Below are 17,258 nucleotides of genomic sequence, written 5' to 3'. Positions count from 1 at the left end.
CAGGCTGGACACCACCGGACGTGGGCTGGGGACCCCGGAATAGCGGTGGGGGAGGGGGCGGGGGCGCGTCGAACGCCCGGCAAGAGCGCGAGGGCTGGGGTGTGGCGGCGGGGGAGAGCGCCGGGGCCGGAGAACGCGGCCTCGCGGAAGGGCGCGGCAAAGCGCGGCAAGGGCGACGACCCGACCGGGCTCTGCCCGCTCGAACCCAACCCCGGCGAGACGCGCCCCGCCCGCCCCGCCCGGTTCTGCCCCGCCCGGCCCGGTTCTGCCCGCCCTGCCCCGCCGCCCTGCCCTGCCCCGCCGCCCTGCCCTGCCGCAGCTCGCCTGCCTGCCCGCCCCTGCTCCAGCCCGCCCCGCCCCGCCCTGCCGCAGCTCGCCCGCCCGGCCTGCCCTAGCCCGCCCCGCTCGGCCTGCCTTGCCCGCCCGGCCCGGCCTGCCTTGCCCGCCCGGCCCGGCCTGCCCGGCCTGCCTGGCCCGATCTGTCCCGGTTCGACCCAGGTCGGTGCCCCCCGCTCCGCCCCGGCGAGTCCCAGCGCGGTAAAGCCCCGGCCCGGTGGCGTGGCTTGTCGTGTGCCTGTCGGATTTGCCTGGGCAGAGTCCGCCGCCGGATCTGGCCAGCTAGATGCCGATGCCGATGCCGATGCCAAGTCCGGGGCCGGGGCCGGGGCCAAGTCCGGGGCTGGTTGCCGGGCCCCTGAGCTCTGGGGTTCCCGGGTTCCGAGCTCCTGAGTTCTGGGGGTTCCCAGGTTCCGAGTGCCCGAGTTCCGGGTGCCCGAGTTCCCGGTGCCGCTGTCAGGCCGCAGGCTTGTCCGCGGGGTTGCCGATGATCACGAGGTCCAGGGCCTTCGCCCCGGTCTCCTCCAGCGTCAGTCCGGCGCTCGCCGCGACCTTCACCAGCCCCGCCACCGTGGACGGCTCGGTGCGGGAGCGGACCAGTGCGCGTGCGAGCAGGCCCTTGTGGGCCTTGTTGAAGTGGCTCACCGCCTTGCGCCGCCCGGACCCGTCGTCGCTGACCACCCGCACCACCACGGCGGCCGGGGCCTTCGCGAGGGAGGCGTACGGGCCCGAGCGCAGATCCACGACGAACTCGTCGGCCTCCGCCAGGACCGGGGTCAGCGCGGGGCGCCACAGCGCGCCGAGCGGACCGGTCGCGGGCAGCGCGCTGCCGCCGGACAGGCGGTACGCCGGGATCGCGTCACCGCCCCCGACCAGGCCGAACAGCGCCGACACCACGCCGATCCTGGCGAACGCGCGGTCGCGCTCGGCCTTCGTCAGCGACGGGACGTCCAGCGCGTCGTAGAGGACGCCGGTGTACCGCCGCAGCGCGGGCGTCGTGGCCGACGTGCGCAGCTCGGCGTTCCGCCCCACCTCCCCGGCCTGCCGCTCGGACAGGCCGAGGGCCGCCAGCGACGCGGGCACGTCGGCGGCCAGGTCGACCAGCGCGGTGACGAGCTTGTCGCGCACCGGGTTCAGCTCCCGGTGGGACAGCGCGTCCAGGTCGAGGGGAGCGCCGGACCCACCGGTCGCCTTGGTCTCGGACGGAGGCAGCAGCACGAGCACGACCGGCGAGCCTACCCACCGGAACCGCCCGTCCCCGCCACTCCCGCCGTTACCCCGGACACGCGACACCCCGGCGGGACCCGGCCACGCGACACCCCGGCGGGACCCGACCACGCGACATCCCGGCCGGGACCCGACCACGCGACATCCCGGCCGGGACCCGACCACGCGACACCCCGGCCGAGACCCGACCACGCCCCGACCGGTCACCAAGCGTCACCAACCGCCGCCGCGCACCCCCCTCACCTCACCCGCCCCACCTCACCCCGCCCTCGACACGCAGAACTGGTTCCCCGCCGGATCGGCCAGCACCACCCACTCCACCCCCGGCATCGACCGCTCCGCCACCAGCACCGCACCCAACCCGGTCAACCGCTCGACCTCCGCCGCCAGATCCGCCGCCCCGAAGTCCAGGTGCACCCGGTTCTTCCCCGGCGTCGGCTCCGCCACCCGCTGGAACCCCAACCGCACCCCGCCCTCCGCCGTCAGCATCACCAGGTCCCCGTCGTCCCCGTACTCCTGCACCGCGTCCGTCTCCAGCGCGCCCGCCCAGAACGCCGCCAACCCCCGAGGGTCCGCCGCGTCCACCGTCGTCATCCCGTAGCTCAGCCCCATGCCCGGCACGCTAACGACGACCCCCGACAATTCCCGGCCCCGCCCGACCCCCACCGCCGCCCCCACCCCCGAACACCACCCGTCCGGGTCACGACCGCGGACCCCCGCCCGCCCCGCGCCGGGGTAACCGGCTGGAACCCCCGCCACCCCGTTCACTAGGCTTTTCAGGACCACCAGCCCCACGAGGAGTCCCAACCGTGATCACGAGGATGTCGTCGCTGTTCCTGCGCACGCTGCGCGAGGACCCGGCCGACGCCGAAGTCCCGAGCCACAAGCTGCTGGTCCGCGCGGGCTACGTGCGGCGCGTCGCGCCGGGCGGCTACTCGTGGCTGCCGCTGGGCCTGAGGGTGCTGCGCAACATCGAGCGGGTCGTCCGCGAGGAGATGGACGCGATCGGCGCGCAGGAGATCCAGTTCCCCGCGCTGCTCCCGAAGGAGCCCTACGAGGCCACCAACCGGTGGACCGAGTACGGCCCCAACATCTTCCGCCTGAAGGACCGCAAGGGCGCCGACTACCTGCTCGGCCCCACCCACGAGGAGCTGTTCGCGCTCACCGTGAAGGGCGAGTACAGCTCGTACAAGGACTACCCGGTCGCGCTCTACCAGATCCAGACCAAGTACCGCGACGAGGCGCGCCCCCGCGCGGGCATCCTGCGCGGTCGCGAGTTCGTCATGAAGGACTCGTACTCCTTCGACCTCACCGACGAGGGCCTGGCCGAGGCCTACCAGCGCCACCGCGCCGCCTACATCAAGATCTTCGACCGGCTCGGCATGGACTACGTCATCGTGTCCGCGACCTCCGGCGCGATGGGCGGCTCGGCCTCCGAGGAGTTCCTCGCGGTCGCCCCGAACGGCGAGGACACCTTCGTCCGCAGCACCGAGTCCGACTACGCGGCCAACGTCGAGGCCGTCACCACCCCCGCGCCCCCCGCGCAGCCGGTCGAGGGCCGTCCCGAGGCGCAGGTGCACAGCACGCCCGCGACCCCGACCATCGACACCCTGGTCGAGTTCTTCAACAACGCGGGCCTCGGCCGCGAGTTCACCGCCGCCGACACGCTGAAGAACGTGCTGGTCAAGACCCGCGTCCCCGGCTCCGACTGGGAGCTGCTGGCGATCGGCCTGCCCGGCGACCGCGAGGTCGACCTCAAGCGCCTCGAGGCGGCCGTCGAGCCCGCCGAGGTCGCCATGCTGGACGAGGCCGACTTCAAGGCGCACCCCTTCCTGGTCAAGGGCTACATCGGTCCCGGCGCGCTGCTCGCGAACAAGGTCCGCTACCTGGTCGACCCGCGCGTCGTCGAGGGCACCGCCTGGGTGACCGGCGCCGACCGGCACGAGCACCACGTGGTCGACCTGCTCTGCGGTCGCGACTTCACCCCGGACGGCACGATCGACGTCGCCGAGGTCCGCGAGGGCGACCCGTCGCCCGACGGCAAGGGCGTCCTGGTGGCCGCGCGCGGCATCGAGATCGGCCACATCTTCCAGCTCGGCCGCAAGTACGCCGACGCGTTCTCGCTCGACGCCCTCGGCCCGGACGGCAAGCCCGTGCGCATCACCATGGGCTCCTACGGCATCGGGGTGTCCCGCCTGGTCGCCGCGATCGCCGAGCAGAGCCACGACGACCGCGGCCTGATCTGGCCGCGCAACGTCGCCCCCGCCGACGTGCACGTGGTCGTCGCGGGCAAGGACGCCACCCTCCTGGAGGGCGGCGAGAAGCTCGCGGGCGAGCTGTCCTCGGCGGGCCTGAGCGTCCTGCTGGACGACCGCAAGGCCAGCCCCGGCGTGAAGTTCGCCGACGCCGAGCTGGTGGGCGTGCCGACGATCCTCGTGGTCGGCCGTGGCCTGGCCGGCGGCCTGGTCGAGGTCAAGGACCGCCGCTCCGGCGAGCGCGTCGAGGTGCCGGTCGACGAGGCCGTGCAGCACGTGCTGGCCGTCGCGCGCGGCTGACCCGAGGCGCGGAGAAGGGGGCCGGCGCTCACCCGAGCACCGGCCCCCTGCACGTCCAGCGGACCTCAGCGCCTGCCGAGCAGCACGTCCACCACGTCGGCGGTGTCCGACAGGTCCACCAGCACCGCGTGCGCCCCGGACGCCTCCAGCTCCGCGACGTCGCTGCGCCCGGTCGCCACCGCGACCGCCCGGTACCCGTGGTGCAGCGCCGCGTCCACGTCGTGCGGGGTGTCCCCGACGACCACGACCGACTCCGGCGCCGCGCCGTGCTTGGCCGTCGCCAGCCGCACCGCCTCGCGCACCAGGTCGGGCCGGTCGTCGGACAGCTCGCCGAACCCGCCGATCGCGAAGTCCAGGTGCTCCTCCAGCCCGAACGCCGCGAGCTTGTACCGGGCGATCTCCACCAGGTTCCCGGTCACCAGCGACTGCACCACGCCCGGCTCGCCCGCCAGCGCCTCCAGCACCGCCGCCGCGCCGGGCAGCGCGCGCCCGCGCTCGGCCAGCCGCCCGTGCTCCAGCCGCGCCACCGCGACCAGCTCGGCGTGCAGCCGGGAGATCAGCTCGTCGGTGGCCTCCAGGTCGTGCGAGAGCAGCAGCTGCCTGCTGATCGCCCGCTCGGTCCGCCCGGCGTACGAGGGCCGGTGCACCAGCTCCAGCCCGGACACCGTCCGCAGCGCGGTCCCGTACCAGGCGTGGCCGAGCCCGGAGGCGTCGATCAGGGTCAGGTCGATGTCCCACAGCACGAGGGTCTTCACGAGACGCGCACGCTCCCCACGATCCGGTCGGCCTCCTCGTCGCTCGGGCCCTGGGCCACGTGCGGCCCGCCCTGCGCGACGTTCAGCACCAGCACGCCGTGCTTCCCGCCCGGCAGCTGCGCCGCCACCAGGGTGATCTCCGCCTTCGGCGCGTAGCAGGCGCTCACGCCCCTCGGCTCGACCGGCAGCACCACCGTCGTCCGGTCGTCCGACTCGGTCACCACCGGCTCGCCCACGCTCGGCGGGGTGCCGTCCACGGTGTACCCGTTGTTCGCCACGGCCTTGCCGAGCTGGGTGAGCACGGTCAGCGTCGCCGCGTTGACCTGCGCGGACGACACGATCGCCTGCACCATCTGCCTGTCCTGGCACTCGAACGGCCGGGACACCCACACGCCGGTCAGCCGGGTGCCGCCCGCGAAGCCGTCGCCGCTCTCCTCCCAGGAGGGCGGCACCTGGTAGGTCAGCCCCGAGCCGCGGGCGGTCGTCCACTCCGGCTGCGCCGAGGGGGAGGTCGCCGCGGTCTGCCCGCCCGCCGCGGCGTCCGAGCCGGACCCGATCAGCACGGCGGTCACCACGCCGCCCGCCACGACCAGCACGCCGAGCACCGACAGGGCGATCCACAGCCCCGTGCGCTTGGGCTTGGAGGGCGGTTGCTGCTGGTAGTAGCCCAGGCCCGAGTAGCTCACCCGCCCACCGCCAGCGGGCGCACCGAGTCGATCATCGCCTGGAGGTCGCCCTCGGTGGGGGAGGCGGGTGCGGAGTCCGGGCCGCCCGCCAGGTCGCCGTTGGCCATGAACACGTGCGTGGCCCGCTCGCCCCTGGCCGCGAGCACGCGCACCATGCCCTTGGACGCGATGCAGGCGTTGCCGCCGCCCGCCGTGATCGTCGCGTCGACCTGCACCGCCGGGATGGGCTGACCGCCGCCGACGTTCGGGACGGTCACCTCCTTCGGGTCGGTGAGCTTGACGTCGAGCTCCGGGGCGCTGCCGTAGAAGTACCTGGCGACCTTGTCGGCCACGTCCTTGGCGACGCCCGCCAGGTCGGTGCTGGAGATCAGCGCGCCGCCCGCGTTGCCCCGGTTGTAGGAGCGGCCCTCGCAGGTGTAGACGCCGAACATGGACAGCCCGGTCAGGCGCGCGTCCAGGTTCGTGACCGGCGAGCTGCCCTTCTGCGGGGCCCACGACTTCGGCACGTCGTAGCTGTAGGCCAGGTCGGTGACCGGCAGGCAGTTCCAGCCGGAGGTCACCGCCGTGCAGCTCGCGGGCTCGGCGCTGGGCGAGGTCGGCGCGGGCGAGGAGGCGGCGCTGCTGCTGGGCGCGGCCTGGCTGCTCGACGCGGCCACGGTGGTCTTGCCGTCCTCGGGGCGGGTGAGCACGTACGCCGTGGCGCCGCCGCCCACCAGCAGGAGCGCCACCGCGCCCACGGCCAGCCACACCTTGCCCTTGGTGCTCTTCCGCGGCGGCTCCTCGCCGCCGGAGAACACGCCGAGCCCGCCGTACGAGCCGAAGCCCTGCTGGGGGAAGCCCTGCTGCTCGCCGTAGCCGGGCTGCGGGTAGCCCTGCTGGTCGCCATAACCCGGCTGGGGGTAACCCTGCTGATCCCCATAACCCGGTTGGGGAGCCCCGAAGGAGTGATCCGGATAGTGCTGCTGGGGCTGTCCCGGCTGCGGGGTGGAGCCGCCGACGCCGTCCTGCCCCCACCCGCCCTGGTGGGGCTGACCTGCCTGGCCACCCCAGCCGGACTGCCCGTCACCTGGGTAAGTCACGGCTCGCACGGTACCGCCTCCACCAGTCGGAATCCGGACAGGTGATGGAAAAGCGATCGAGGTCGGTCGTGCCGCAGCTCACTCCCGCTCACGACGGAGGGTGTTCACCCTCGCGCCCGGTCGTGCCGAAAGTTCACCCGTTCAGGAAGCTGAACCGCACTTTGCGCACCGGGTTGTCCACGTTCGTGTCCACCAGGCACACCGACTGCCAGGTGCCCAGCGCCATCACCCCGCCGAGCACCGGCACCGTCGCGTGCGGCGGAACCAGCGCGGGCAGCACGTGGTCGCGGCCGTGCCCCGGCGTGCCGTGCCGGTGCCGCCAGCGGCCGTCGGCGGGCAGCAGGTCGCGCAGCGCCGCCAGCAGGTCGGTGTCGCTGCCCGCGCCCGTCTCCAGCACCGCGAGCCCGGCCGTGGCGTGCGGCACCCACACGTGCAGCAGCCCGTCACCGGACGTCTTCGCCAGGAACCGCTCGCAGTGCGCGGTCAGGTCGAACACGACCTCGGCGGAGCCCGTCCTGATCTCGATCTCCTCGCTGAGCACCCGGAGAGCCTACGCAAAAACCGGTCGACACCGCCGGACGGCGGCCGAATGATCGACACCGTGCCGCACACCGCGATCGTCACCGGGGCCAACCAGGGCATCGGGGCCGCCGTCGCCACCGCGCTCGCCGCGCGGGGCGTCCAGGTCCTCGCCGCCTACTTCAGGTTCACCCCGCTCCCCGACCCCGGCCTCCCCGACCGGTACGCCGCCGACCGCGAGTCCGACGCCACCGCCGTGGTCCGCGCGATCGAGGCGGCGGGCGGCCGGGTGCTCGCCGTCGAGGCCGACCTCGCCGACCCGCAGACCCCCGCCCGCCTCTTCGACACCGCCGAGCGCGAGCTGGGCCCGGTCGACGTGCTGGTCAACAACGCCTCCGCCTGGGTGCAGGACACCTTCCTGGCCGCCGGGCTGGACCAGTTCGGCCGCACGACGGCCCCCGTCTCCGCCGAGACCTTCGACGCCCAGTTCGCCGTGGACGCCCGCGCCAGCGCGCTGCTGATCGCCGAGTTCGCCCGCAGGCACCTGGCGCGCGGCGCCGACTGGGGCCGGATCGTCGGCCTCACCTCCGGCGGACCCGGCGGGTTCCCCAGCGAGGTCACCTACGGCGCTGCCAAGGCGGCGCTGGACAACTACACGATGGCCGCCGCCGTCGAGCTCGCCCCGCACGGCGTCACCGCCAACTGCGTCAAGCCGCCCGCGACCGACACCGGCTGGGTCAACGACGCCGTCCGCGCCTCCACCAGGGTCGCCGAGCCCCACGAGGTCGCCGAGGTCGTGGCGTTCCTGTGCTCCGAGGAGGCCAAGCTCGTCACCGGGAACGTGGTGACCCTGCGCTGAGGCCTGGGGAGGCGCCTGCGCGGTGGGCGGACGGCGCGGCGGGTGAACCGCCCCGCCGAGAGGTGGACGACCGGCGGGGCGTCCGGTCTGATGGCCTCATGCGGACCGCGTTCGGCGAGACCTTCGACGTCCCACCCGGCTACCTCAACACCGCCAGCGTCGGCGTCCCGTCGACCACCACCGCCCGCGCGGTCGCCGAGGCCGTGGCCCGCTGGGCGCGCGGTGCCGACGCCCCTCCGGTGTTCGACGAGCCCGTCGCCGTCGCGCGCGCCGCGTTCGGCCGGGTCGTCGGCGTGCCCGCCGACCGCGTCGCCATCGGCGCCACCGTCTCCCAGCTCGTCGCCCTGGTCGCCGCGAGCCTGCCCGAGGGCGCCCGCGTCCTGGTCGCGAAGGGCGACTTCACCAGCCTCACCTTCCCGTTCGCCGCGCGCGGCCACACCGTCACCGAGGTCCCGCTGGACGAGCTCCCCGCCCGCGCCGCCGACCACGACCTCGTCGCCGTCAGCGTCGCCCAGTCCGCCGACGGCCGCCTCGCCGACCTCGCCGCGCTGCGCGCCACCGGCGTCCCGGTCCTGCTCGACGCCACCCAGGCCGCGGGCTGGCTGCCGCTGGAGCTGGACTGGGCCGACTGGGTGGTCGGCACCGGCTACAAGTGGCTGCTCAGCCCGCGCGGCACCGCCTGGCTGGCCTGCTCCGAGGCCGCGCTGGCCAGGACCGCGCCGCTGGTCGCCAACTGGTACGCGGGCGACGACCCGTGGACCACCGTCTACGACCTGCCGCTGCGCCTGGCCGCCGACGCCCGCCGCCTCGACCTGTCCCCGGTCTGGCACGCCCACGTCGGCGCCGCGGTCGCGCTGCCCTGGTTCGCCTCGCTCGACCGGGCCGCCGTCCACGCCCACACCACCGGGCTCGCCGACGCGCTGCGCGCCGGGCTCGGCCTGCCGCCCGCCGGGTCCGCCATCGTCTCCCTGGACGTGCCCCCGGAACCCCTGCTCGCCGCCGGGATCGCCGCCAGCACGCGCGCCGGCCGGGTCCGGCTCGCCTTCCACCTCTACAACACCCGCGACGACGTCGACCACGTGCTCAGAGCGCTCGCCTGAACCGCGTCCGTTACCGTGGTCGGCTGTGTCGGTTCCCCCCGAATCACCTGGAGAGGTGACCCAGCGGATTCCCCGAGTCCCGGCTGGGCCGCCGATGGGGCCGCCCCCGCCGCAGGACCAGGGGCAGCCCCAGCCCGTCCCGCCCACCCCCCAGCAGACCCCGTCGGGCACCCTCACGTTCGAGCCGGTGCCCGGCCACCAGGGCCCGCCGCACCTCGGCGGCCCACCCTCGCACGGCGGCTACGACCAGGGCTTCCACCGGCAACCGCCCCCGCCGCCGCACGGCGCGCCGGGGCAGCGGGCGCGCAGCCACCCGGCCACCGCGCCCGGCCTGTCGGCGGTGCCGTTCCAGCGGCGCACGGCGGTGGTCCGGATCATCGGCCTGGTCGGCATCGCGGTCGTCTCCGGACTCGTCTGGATGATGTTCCAGTCGGGTGAGGGGCCGAAGTCCTCCACCGGCGCGCCGACCCCGTCCAGCGCCTCCCAGGTGCCCGCGGGCGAGTTCGAGTTCACCCCGTCCACCCAGGCCCCGGCCCCGCGCCGGGACGCCGAGTGCGCCTCGCACGCCTACGGCCAGGCCAAGGACTTCTTCACGAAGACCCCGTGCGAGGAGCTGATCAGGGCGCTCTACACCACGACCGCGGCAGGCGGGGCGAAGGTCCACACCTCGGTGGCCGTGGTCCGGATGAAGAGCGCCGAGGACGCCACCGCCCTGATGGAGCTGACCAACCGGGACGGCACCGGCAACGTCAACGACCTGGTCAAGGACGGCGCGGTCAAGGTCGACGGCATCACCACGCTCGGCGGTGGCGGCTACGCCTCCGCGCTCAGCGACCGGGACGTGGTCATCGTCGAGTCGGACACCGCGAAGGCCGACAACACCGGGGCCGGGCACACCGACCTGATGCGCCGGATCTCCGCCGACGCCCTCCGGTTGGCCGCCGGCCTGGGCTGACCGGTGGCGCCGGGCCCGCCCGAGGCCCGGCGTCCCACCCGTCGGGAGCCGGTCCCACGGACCGGGGTGGCCTCCGCCACGCGCCGGGACCGCGCGAACGGCCTCCCGCGAGCCGGCGGAGCGCGCAAGGAGGGGGCGGACCGGCTCCGCGCCGACCCGCCCCCTCCCGGCTCGCCCGCCCCCGGACGCCTACTCCGGGACGCCTACTCCGGGACGCCCGGCAGCGCGATCGACACCGGCGACAGCCCGGCCGCCCGCCGCCAGCGCGTGCCCCGCACCGCCGACTCGGTCAGCGCCGCCAGCGCCGTCGTCCGCAGCGCGTTGTCGTCGGTGCGCTCCAGCACCCCGCGCCACGCCGCGCAGCAGTCCGCCTCCACCGCCACCAGCGCCGCGATCGACGACGCCGCGTCCTGCACGCCCTCCGGCGGCAGGTACGCCGCCGCCGCGGGCTTCGGCTGCTGCCCCGCGTCCCGCAACCACCGCTCGGTGGTGTCCCGGCGCGCCCGGTGCGCGTTCGCGCCCTCGGCCACCGCCGCCTCCTGCGCCTTCGGCAGGAACGCGCTCACCAGCCCGTACGTCCACACGGCCGCGTGCTCCGCACCCAGCCCCACCTGCACCGCGTCCGCGCTCGCCTGGTCGCTCACCCCAACGCCTCCACCAAGCTCGCGCACCCCGCGGCGACCGCGCCGACCAGCCCGGCGCGGTGCGCGGGCAGCGACGGCAGCAGGTCCGCCGCCTGCTTCTGGGCCGCCTGCAGCGCGGCGGCCAACTGCTCCCTGGTCGCGCCCGCGGGGGCCTGCGGCGCGGACGGGGTGGTCGACGGCGCCGCCGACGACGACGGTGTGCTCGGTGTCGCCCGCTCCACCTCGGCGCGCAACCGGGCGGCGTGCTCGGTCCGCGCGGCGGCGGTCTCCCGCGCGTCCACGGCGGTGGCCAGCGCGGCGTCCTTGAGGGCCGCGTCGGCCAGCGCGGCCAGCGGGTCGGGGGGCGGCGGGGCGGGCGGGGTCGAGGTGCACGCCACCACCAGCGGCGCCGAGGCCGCGGCGAGCAGCACGGCGCGCCTGCTGAGTCCGATCACGTCCGCCGATCCTGCCAGACCACCGCTCACCGCCCGTGGGGCGTGCGGACGGCCCAGGACAGGCTAGTCTGGGCGACCACGGCCGGCGAGTGCAGCGTCGACCGGGGTTGTCGTGCTCACAGCTCACCTGCACCCGGAAGACTGGGAGTCACCACGTGTCCAGCCCGCCGCGCGGAGAACTCGCCGCGCAGCTCACCCCCGTCGTGCGGGAGGCGGTCGAGGCCATCGGCTACGACCTGGAACTGCTCGACGTGAACCAGGCTGGGCGTCGCAGGCTCGTGAAGGTGGTCGTCGACGGCGACGAGGGCATCGGGCTCGACGAGGTGGCCCAGGCCAGCCGCGCCGTGTCCGCCGCGCTCGACGCCAACGAGCACCTCATCGCGGGTCCTTACACGCTTGAGGTCACCTCCCCCGGCGCCGACCGCCCCCTCACCCGACCCCGCCACTGGCTGCGCGCCAGGCTGCGGCTGGTCAAGGTCAAGCAGCCCGAGCAGGTCGAGTGGTTCGGCCGCGTCGGCGACTGCGACGACACCGGTGTCGTGCTCCTGGTGAAGGGCGAGCTGCGCCGCGTCGAGTACAGCGCGATCGAGCGAGCCGTCGTAGAGGTCGAGTTCAAGCAACCCCCGGTCGAGGAGCTCGCGCTCCTGGGCGACCGGGGTTCGAAGGAGGAGTCGGAGTGAACGTCGACATCGCCGCTCTCAGGGCGATCGAGCGGGACAAGGACATCCCCTTCGACACCGTTCTGGAAGCCATCGAGACCGCGCTTCTGACCGCGTACAAGCACACCGACGGGCACCACCCGCACTCGCGCGTGGAGATCGACCGCAAGTCCGGGGCCGTGCGCGTGCTCGCGCAGGACCTCGGCCCGGACGGCGTCGTCACCGAGGAGTGGGACGACACGCCCGAGGGGTTCGGCCGGATCGCCGCGACCACGGCGCGCCAGGTCATCCTGCAGCGCCTGCGCGACGCCGAGCACGAGCGCACCTTCGGCGAGTTCTCCGCCAAGGAGGGCGAGATCATCGGCGGCGTCGTCCAGCGCGACGCCCGCGCCAACGCGCGCGGCATGGTCGTCGTGCAGGTCGGCGACACCGAGGGCGTGCTGCCGCCCGCCGAGCAGGTGCCCGGCGAGGAGTACAAGCACGGCGCCCGCATCAAGTGCTACGTCGTCGGCGTGTCGCGCAGCGCGCGCGGCCCGCAGATCACCCTCTCCCGCACCCACCCGAACCTCGTGCGCAGGCTCTTCGCGCTGGAGGTCCCGGAGATCGCGGACGGCACCGTGGAGATCCCCGCGGTGGCGCGTGAGGCAGGTCACCGCTCGAAGATCGCGGTGCGCACGACGGTCCCCGGCGTGAACGCCAAGGGCGCCTGCATCGGCCCGATGGGCGCGCGCGTGCGCAACGTCATGAGCGAGCTCGCGGGCGAGAAGATCGACATCATCGACCACTCGGACGACCCGGCGACCTTCGTCGGGAACGCGCTCTCACCTGCGAAGGTCGTCTCGGTGCGGGTCCTCGACGAGCGGGCCAAGACGGCCCGCGTCGTGGTGCCCGACTTCCAGCTCTCCCTCGCCATCGGCAAGGAGGGGCAGAACGCCCGGCTGGCCGCCCGGCTGACCGGGTGGCGGATCGACATCCGGAGCGACGCGGAGGCCGTCCAGAAGGACTCCGCGACATCCGGTTCGGCTGAATGACAATCAGGGGATAGACTACCCAGTGGTTCGACGTCAGGGACCGGTGAACGAGCACGACGGCCCAGTCCGCACATGTGTAGGATGCCGTGCTCGGACGTCGTATTCCGAGCTGCTGCGCGTGGTCGCCGTGGCCGGGGCTCTCGCCCCGGACCCACGTCGGAGGCTGCCGGGGCGGGGAGCGTGGTTGCACCCCGATCCCAGCTGCTTCCGCACCGCCGAGAAGCGTCGGGCGTTTCCCAGGGCCTTGAAGGTCAAGGGCGAGCTCGACACCGAGGGCGTTCGCGCACACCTGGAGCAGTTCGGCAGTACGGCCGCGGGATCGCCTCGCGGCCGGCAGCAAGTCAAGGAAGCAGGTCGACCCGTCATGAGTCAGCCGTGAAGCTGAAGACATGAACGCGCGACGTTGAGACGAGGTCGACGGGCTGCCGCCGGCCTCATCAGCAGAGGAGTGCAGTGGCAGGCAAGGCCCGCGTGCACGAGCTCGCCAAAGAGCTCGGTGTCACGAGCAAGGAACTGATGACCACGCTCGCCAGTCAGGGCGAGTACGTGAAGTCCGCGTCCAGCACCGTCGAGGCGCCGGTGGCGCGTCGACTGCGCGACGCGCACGCCAAGGGCGAGGGCAAGAAGCCGTCTTCCGGCGCCCGCCCCTCGGCCCCCAAGCCGCAGGCCCCGTCCGCCCCCCAGGGCGGCTCCGAGGCCCCGCGTCCCACGATGCCCATGGGCAAGCCCGGTCCGCGCCCCGTGCCCGGCCCGCGCCCCCAGGCGCCCAAGCCGCAGACCCCGGCGAAGCCGGCTGCGGCCGAGCAGGCGCCCCAGGCCCCGGCGGCGACCCCGGTCGCCCCGGCCCCGGCCGCGCAGGCCGCCCCGGCTCCGGCCGCGCAGGCCCCCAAGGCCCCGGCGGCTCCGGCCGCCGAGCGCCAGCAGGGTCCGCGCCCGGCGTCCGGCCCGCGTCCCGGCCCCAGGCCCGGCCCGCGCCAGCAGCCCCAGCAGCAGCAGCCCGCGGCTGCCGCCGAGAACCCCTCGGTGGTGCCGCCCAGGCCGCAGTCCCCGAAGCCGCAGGGCCCGCGCGGCCCCCGTCCGGGCAACAACCCGTTCGGCGTCGGCGGCGGCGCCCCCGCCCCCCGTCCGCAGGCCCCGCGCCCGCAGGGCGGTCCCGGCGGCGGCGAGCGCGGCGACCGCGGCTCCAAGCCCGGTGACCCGCGTCCCGGCGGCCCGCGTCCGGCCGGTCCCCGCCCCGGCGGTTCCGCCGGGTCCGGCGGTCCGCGCCCGAACCCCGGCAACATGCCCCCCCGCCCGAACCCCGGCATGATGCCCGGTCGGTCGGCCGCGCCCCGCCCCGGTGGCGGCGGCGGTGGTCGTCCCGGCGGCGGTCCCGGTGGCGGCGGTCGCGGCCCCGGTGGCGGCGGCGGTGGCTTCCGCGGCGGTGGCGGCGGCGGTGGCGGTGGCTTCCGCGGCGGTCCCGGTGGCGGTGGCGGCGGTGGCGGCTTCCGCCCCGGCGGCGGCGGTCCCGGTGGTGGCGGTGGCGGTGGCGGTTTCCGCCCCGGCGGTGGCGGTGGCGCCCCGGCCGGTGGTGGCGGCGGCTTCCGCGGTCGTCCCGGTGGCGGTGGCCCCGGTGGTCGCGGCGGCACGGCTGGCGCCTTCGGCCGCCCCGGCGGTCCTGCGCGTCGTGGACGCAAGTCCAAGCGCCAGAAGCGCCAGGAGTACATGGACAACATGCAGGCGCCCTCGGTTGGTGGCGTCCGCCTGCCCAAGGGCAGCGGCGAGACCATCCGGCTGCCTCGTGGCGCCTCGCTGACCGACTTCGCCGACAAGATCAACGCCAACCCGGCCTCGCTGGTGCAGGTGCTGTTCCACCTCGGCGAGATGGTCACCGCGACGCAGTCCGTCTCCGACGAGATCCTGGAGCTGCTCGGCTCCGAGATGAACTACGTCGTGCAGGTCGTGTCCCCCGAGGAGGAGGACCGCGAGCTGCTCGAGACGTTCGACATCACCTACGGCGAGGACGCCGGTGGCGAGGACGACCTGGCCATCAGGCCCCCGGTCGTCACCGTCATGGGTCACGTCGACCACGGCAAGACCCGCCTGCTCGACACCATCCGCAAGACCAAGGTCGCGGAGGGTGAGGCCGGCGGCATCACGCAGCACATCGGCGCGTACCAGGTGGAGACCGAGCTCGAGGGCAACCCCCGGCTCATCACCTTCATCGACACGCCGGGTCACGAGGCGTTCACCGCCATGCGCGCCCGCGGCGCGAACTCCACCGACATCGCGGTCATCGTGGTGGCGGCGGACGACGGCGTCATGCCGCAGACGGTCGAGGCGATCAACCACGCGCAGGCGGCGAACGCCCCGATCGTGGTCGCGGTCAACAAGATCGACAAGGAGGGGGCCAACCCCGCCAAGATCCGCCAGCAGCTCACCGAGTACGGGCTGGTCGCCGAGGAGTACGGCGGCGACACCATGTTCGTCGACATCTCGGCGAAGCAGGGCGTCAACATCGACGGCCTGCTGGAGGCGATCCTGCTGACCGCCGACGCCTCGCTGGACCTGCGCGCCAACCCCGGCATGGAGGCCCAGGGCGTCGCGATCGAGGCGCACCTGGACCGCGGTCGCGGCCCGGTCGCCACGGTGCTGGTGCAGCGCGGCACGCTGCGGGTCGGCGACTCGATCGTCGCCGGCGACGCGTACGGCCGCGTCCGCCGCATGGTGGACGAGCACGGCGACGACGTCACCGAGGCGTACCCGTCGCGGCCGGTGCTGGTCATCGGTCTGACCTCGGTCCCGAGGGCGGGCGACACCTTCCTCGTGGTCGAGGAGGACCGGGTCGCCCGGCAGATCGCCGAGCGCCGCCAGGCCCGCACGCGGAACGCGCTCAACGCGGCCCGCCGCAAGCGCGTCAGCCTGGAGGACCTGGACGCCGCGCTGAAGGAGACCAGCCAGCTCACGCTGATCATCAAGGGTGACAACTCCGGTACCGTCGAGGCGCTGGAAGACGCTCTGATGAAGATCGAGGTCGGCGACGACGTCGAGCTGCGGGTCATCCACCGGGGCGTCGGTGGCATCACCGAGGGCGACATCAACCTCGCCGTCGCGGGTTCGGCCATCGTCCTGGGCTTCAACGTCCGGGCCGAGGGCAAGGCCACCGAGCTGGCCAACCGCGAGGGCGTCGACGTCCGCTACTACACGGTGATCTACCAGGCGATCGACGAGATCGAGCAGGCCCTCAAGGGCATGCTCAAGCCGGAGTACGAAGAGGTCCAGCTGGGCCGCGCGGAGGTCCGCGAGGTCTTCAAGTCCTCCAAGGTCGGCACGATCGCCGGTTGCCTCGTCCTCTCGGGCGAGATCCGCCGCAACGCCCGTGCCCGCCTGCTGCGCGACAACAACGTCATCCAGGAGAGCCTGCCGATCAGCTCGCTGCGGCGGTTCAAGGACGACGCGACCGAGGTCCGCGAGGGCTACGAGTGCGGTCTGACGCTCGGCAACTACGGCGATCTCAAGATCGGCGACGTGATCGAGACGTTCGAGATGCGCGAGAAGCCGCGCGCCTGATCGATCCGGGACACGGGGCCGCCCTGGTGGCGGCCCCGTGTCCCGTTCCGCAAGTCCCATAGCGCACCCGCCGCGGTGGATAAACAGCGGTCTGACACTTGTACGTAGGAGCACTGGAGCTGGACCTGCTGCTGGGCGACGTGCACTCGCTCAAGCAGAAGCGATCGGTGGTTCGGCCCGTCGTGGCCGAGCTGAAGCGCAAGTTCGAGGTGTCCGCCTCCGAGGCGGGCCACCTCGACCTGCACAGGCGCGCCCTGATCGGAGTGGCGGTCGCCGCCGCCGACGCGGAGCATGTCAGGGATGTCCTCGCCGCCTGCGAGCGGCTCGTCGCGGGACGCCCCGAACTGGAACTGCTCTCCGCCCGCCACAGGCTGGTCGGGCCGGAGGACGAGTAGCGGAAGAGGAGGGAGCGCCGTGGCCGACCAGGCACGGGCTCGCAAGCTGGCCAAGCGGATCTCGCAGATCGTCGCGTCCGCGCTGGAGCACCAGGTCAAGGACCCCAGGCTGGCCAGGGTCACGATCACCGACACGAAGGTGACCGGCGACCTGCACGACGCGACGGTGTACTACACGGTGCTGGGCGAGAAGCTCGACTCCGAGCCGGACCTCGCGGGCGCCGCGGCTGCACTGGAGAAGGCCAAGGGCGTGCTGCGCAGCACGGTCGGCCAGCAGACCGGGGTGCGGTTCACGCCGACCCTGACCTTCGTCACGGACACCGTGCCCGACGAGGCCCGGAAGATGGACGAGCTGCTGGCCAAGGCCCGCGAGCTGGACGCCGAGGTGGCGCGCATCGCCTCCGACGCGAAGCCCGCGGGCGAAGCGGATCCGTACAAGGCCGCGCGTGAGGTGGAGGAGTCCGACTAGCGTTCG

General features: G+C 74.3%; 18 protein-coding genes. 10 read left to right on the top strand and 8 right to left on the bottom strand.

Going from position 1 to position 17,258, the window contains the following annotated elements:
- Nucleotides 1-792: 792 nt before the first annotated feature.
- Nucleotides 793-1,560 carry a peroxide stress protein YaaA gene (yaaA, locus tag CNX65_RS28690; protein ID WP_096496535.1) on the bottom strand — a complete coding sequence of 256 codons (768 nt, stop codon included), beginning with the start codon at nt 1,558-1,560 and terminating at the stop codon, nt 793-795.
- A gap of 261 nt (nt 1,561-1,821) precedes the next feature.
- Nucleotides 1,822-2,175, bottom strand: a complete 354-nt coding sequence (locus CNX65_RS28685; protein WP_096498047.1) for a VOC family protein — start codon at nt 2,173-2,175, stop codon at nt 1,822-1,824.
- A gap of 197 nt (nt 2,176-2,372) precedes the next feature.
- Here CNX65_RS28685 and CNX65_RS28680 point away from each other — a divergent pair, with 197 nt between their 5' ends.
- Nucleotides 2,373-4,118 carry a proline--tRNA ligase gene (locus CNX65_RS28680; protein WP_096496534.1) on the top strand — a complete coding sequence of 582 codons (1,746 nt, stop codon included), beginning with the start codon at nt 2,373-2,375 and terminating at the stop codon, nt 4,116-4,118.
- 65 nt (nt 4,119-4,183) lie between these two features.
- Here the strand turns inward: CNX65_RS28680 and CNX65_RS28675 are convergent, their stop codons facing one another.
- The 4 genes from CNX65_RS28675 to CNX65_RS28660 form a co-directional block, all read right to left on the bottom strand.
- On the bottom strand, nt 4,184-4,873 hold the full coding sequence (locus CNX65_RS28675; RefSeq protein ID WP_096496533.1) for an HAD family hydrolase: 690 nt from the start codon (nt 4,871-4,873) through the stop codon (nt 4,184-4,186).
- A complete protein-coding gene (locus tag CNX65_RS28670) occupies nt 4,870-5,559 on the bottom strand; it encodes a hypothetical protein (RefSeq protein ID WP_096496532.1) in 690 nt (229 codons plus the stop codon). The genes CNX65_RS28675 and CNX65_RS28670 overlap by 4 nt, the downstream gene beginning before the upstream one ends.
- Nucleotides 5,556-6,638, bottom strand: coding sequence for a hypothetical protein (locus CNX65_RS28665; RefSeq protein WP_157767889.1), 1,083 nt, complete (start codon nt 6,636-6,638; stop codon nt 5,556-5,558). Before CNX65_RS28665 ends, CNX65_RS28670 begins: the two co-directional genes overlap by 4 nt.
- 133 nt (nt 6,639-6,771) lie before the next feature.
- Nucleotides 6,772-7,179: a YjbQ family protein gene (locus CNX65_RS28660; protein WP_096496530.1), complete on the bottom strand. Its 408-nt coding sequence runs from the start codon at nt 7,177-7,179 to the stop codon at nt 6,772-6,774.
- 48 nt (nt 7,180-7,227) lie between these two features.
- On the opposite strand from CNX65_RS28660, the gene CNX65_RS28655 reads away from it, so the two are divergent.
- From CNX65_RS28655 to CNX65_RS28645, 3 genes are all read left to right on the top strand, one after another.
- On the top strand, nt 7,228-8,016 hold the full coding sequence (locus tag CNX65_RS28655; RefSeq protein WP_096496529.1) for an SDR family NAD(P)-dependent oxidoreductase: 789 nt from the start codon (nt 7,228-7,230) through the stop codon (nt 8,014-8,016).
- Between the two features lie 98 nt (nt 8,017-8,114).
- Complete coding sequence (locus CNX65_RS28650) at nt 8,115-9,116, top strand: aminotransferase class V-fold PLP-dependent enzyme (RefSeq protein WP_096496528.1); 1,002 nt, start codon at nt 8,115-8,117, stop codon at nt 9,114-9,116.
- Between the two features lie 55 nt (nt 9,117-9,171).
- The gene (locus tag CNX65_RS28645; RefSeq protein ID WP_157767888.1) at nt 9,172-10,071 is read left to right on the top strand and encodes a hypothetical protein; all 900 of its coding nucleotides are present in this window, start codon (nt 9,172-9,174) and stop codon (nt 10,069-10,071) included.
- 203 nt (nt 10,072-10,274) lie between these two features.
- On the opposite strand, the gene CNX65_RS28640 is transcribed toward CNX65_RS28645, so the two are convergent.
- Complete coding sequence (locus tag CNX65_RS28640; RefSeq protein ID WP_096496526.1) at nt 10,275-10,715, bottom strand: ferritin-like domain-containing protein; 441 nt, start codon at nt 10,713-10,715, stop codon at nt 10,275-10,277.
- Nucleotides 10,712-11,149 (bottom strand): hypothetical protein, encoded by a 438-nt coding sequence (locus CNX65_RS28635; RefSeq protein ID WP_096496525.1) that lies wholly within the window; start codon nt 11,147-11,149, stop codon nt 10,712-10,714. The genes CNX65_RS28640 and CNX65_RS28635 overlap by 4 nt, the downstream gene beginning before the upstream one ends.
- Before the next feature lie 155 nt (nt 11,150-11,304).
- Here CNX65_RS28635 and rimP point away from each other — a divergent pair, with 155 nt between their 5' ends.
- The 6 genes from rimP to rbfA all read left to right on the top strand — a co-directional run bounded on the left by rimP (nt 11,305) and on the right by rbfA (nt 17,252).
- Entirely contained in the window at nt 11,305-11,829 is a 525-nt protein-coding gene (rimP, locus tag CNX65_RS28630) for a ribosome maturation factor RimP (RefSeq protein WP_015804532.1), read from the top strand.
- Entirely contained in the window at nt 11,826-12,839 is a 1,014-nt protein-coding gene (nusA, locus tag CNX65_RS28625) for a transcription termination factor NusA (RefSeq protein WP_096496524.1), read from the top strand. Before rimP ends, nusA begins: the two co-directional genes overlap by 4 nt.
- A gap of 22 nt (nt 12,840-12,861) precedes the next feature.
- Complete coding sequence (locus CNX65_RS28620) at nt 12,862-13,218, top strand: YlxR family protein (RefSeq protein WP_177154432.1); 357 nt, start codon at nt 12,862-12,864, stop codon at nt 13,216-13,218.
- A gap of 74 nt (nt 13,219-13,292) precedes the next feature.
- A complete protein-coding gene (gene infB / locus CNX65_RS28615) occupies nt 13,293-16,388 on the top strand; it encodes a translation initiation factor IF-2 (protein ID WP_096496523.1) in 3,096 nt (1,031 codons plus the stop codon).
- Between the two features lie 98 nt (nt 16,389-16,486).
- The gene (locus CNX65_RS28610; protein WP_096496522.1) at nt 16,487-16,783 is read left to right on the top strand and encodes a DUF503 domain-containing protein; all 297 of its coding nucleotides are present in this window, start codon (nt 16,487-16,489) and stop codon (nt 16,781-16,783) included.
- A 19-nt stretch (nt 16,784-16,802) separates the two neighbouring features.
- The gene (rbfA, locus tag CNX65_RS28605) at nt 16,803-17,252 is read left to right on the top strand and encodes a 30S ribosome-binding factor RbfA (protein ID WP_096496521.1); all 450 of its coding nucleotides are present in this window, start codon (nt 16,803-16,805) and stop codon (nt 17,250-17,252) included.
- Nucleotides 17,253-17,258 lie beyond the last annotated feature (6 nt).

Source organism: Actinosynnema pretiosum (genome assembly GCF_002354875.1).
Classification (GTDB): Bacteria; Actinomycetota; Actinomycetes; order Mycobacteriales; family Pseudonocardiaceae; genus Actinosynnema; species Actinosynnema auranticum.
This window is presented reverse-complemented; position numbering and strand designations above follow the sequence as displayed.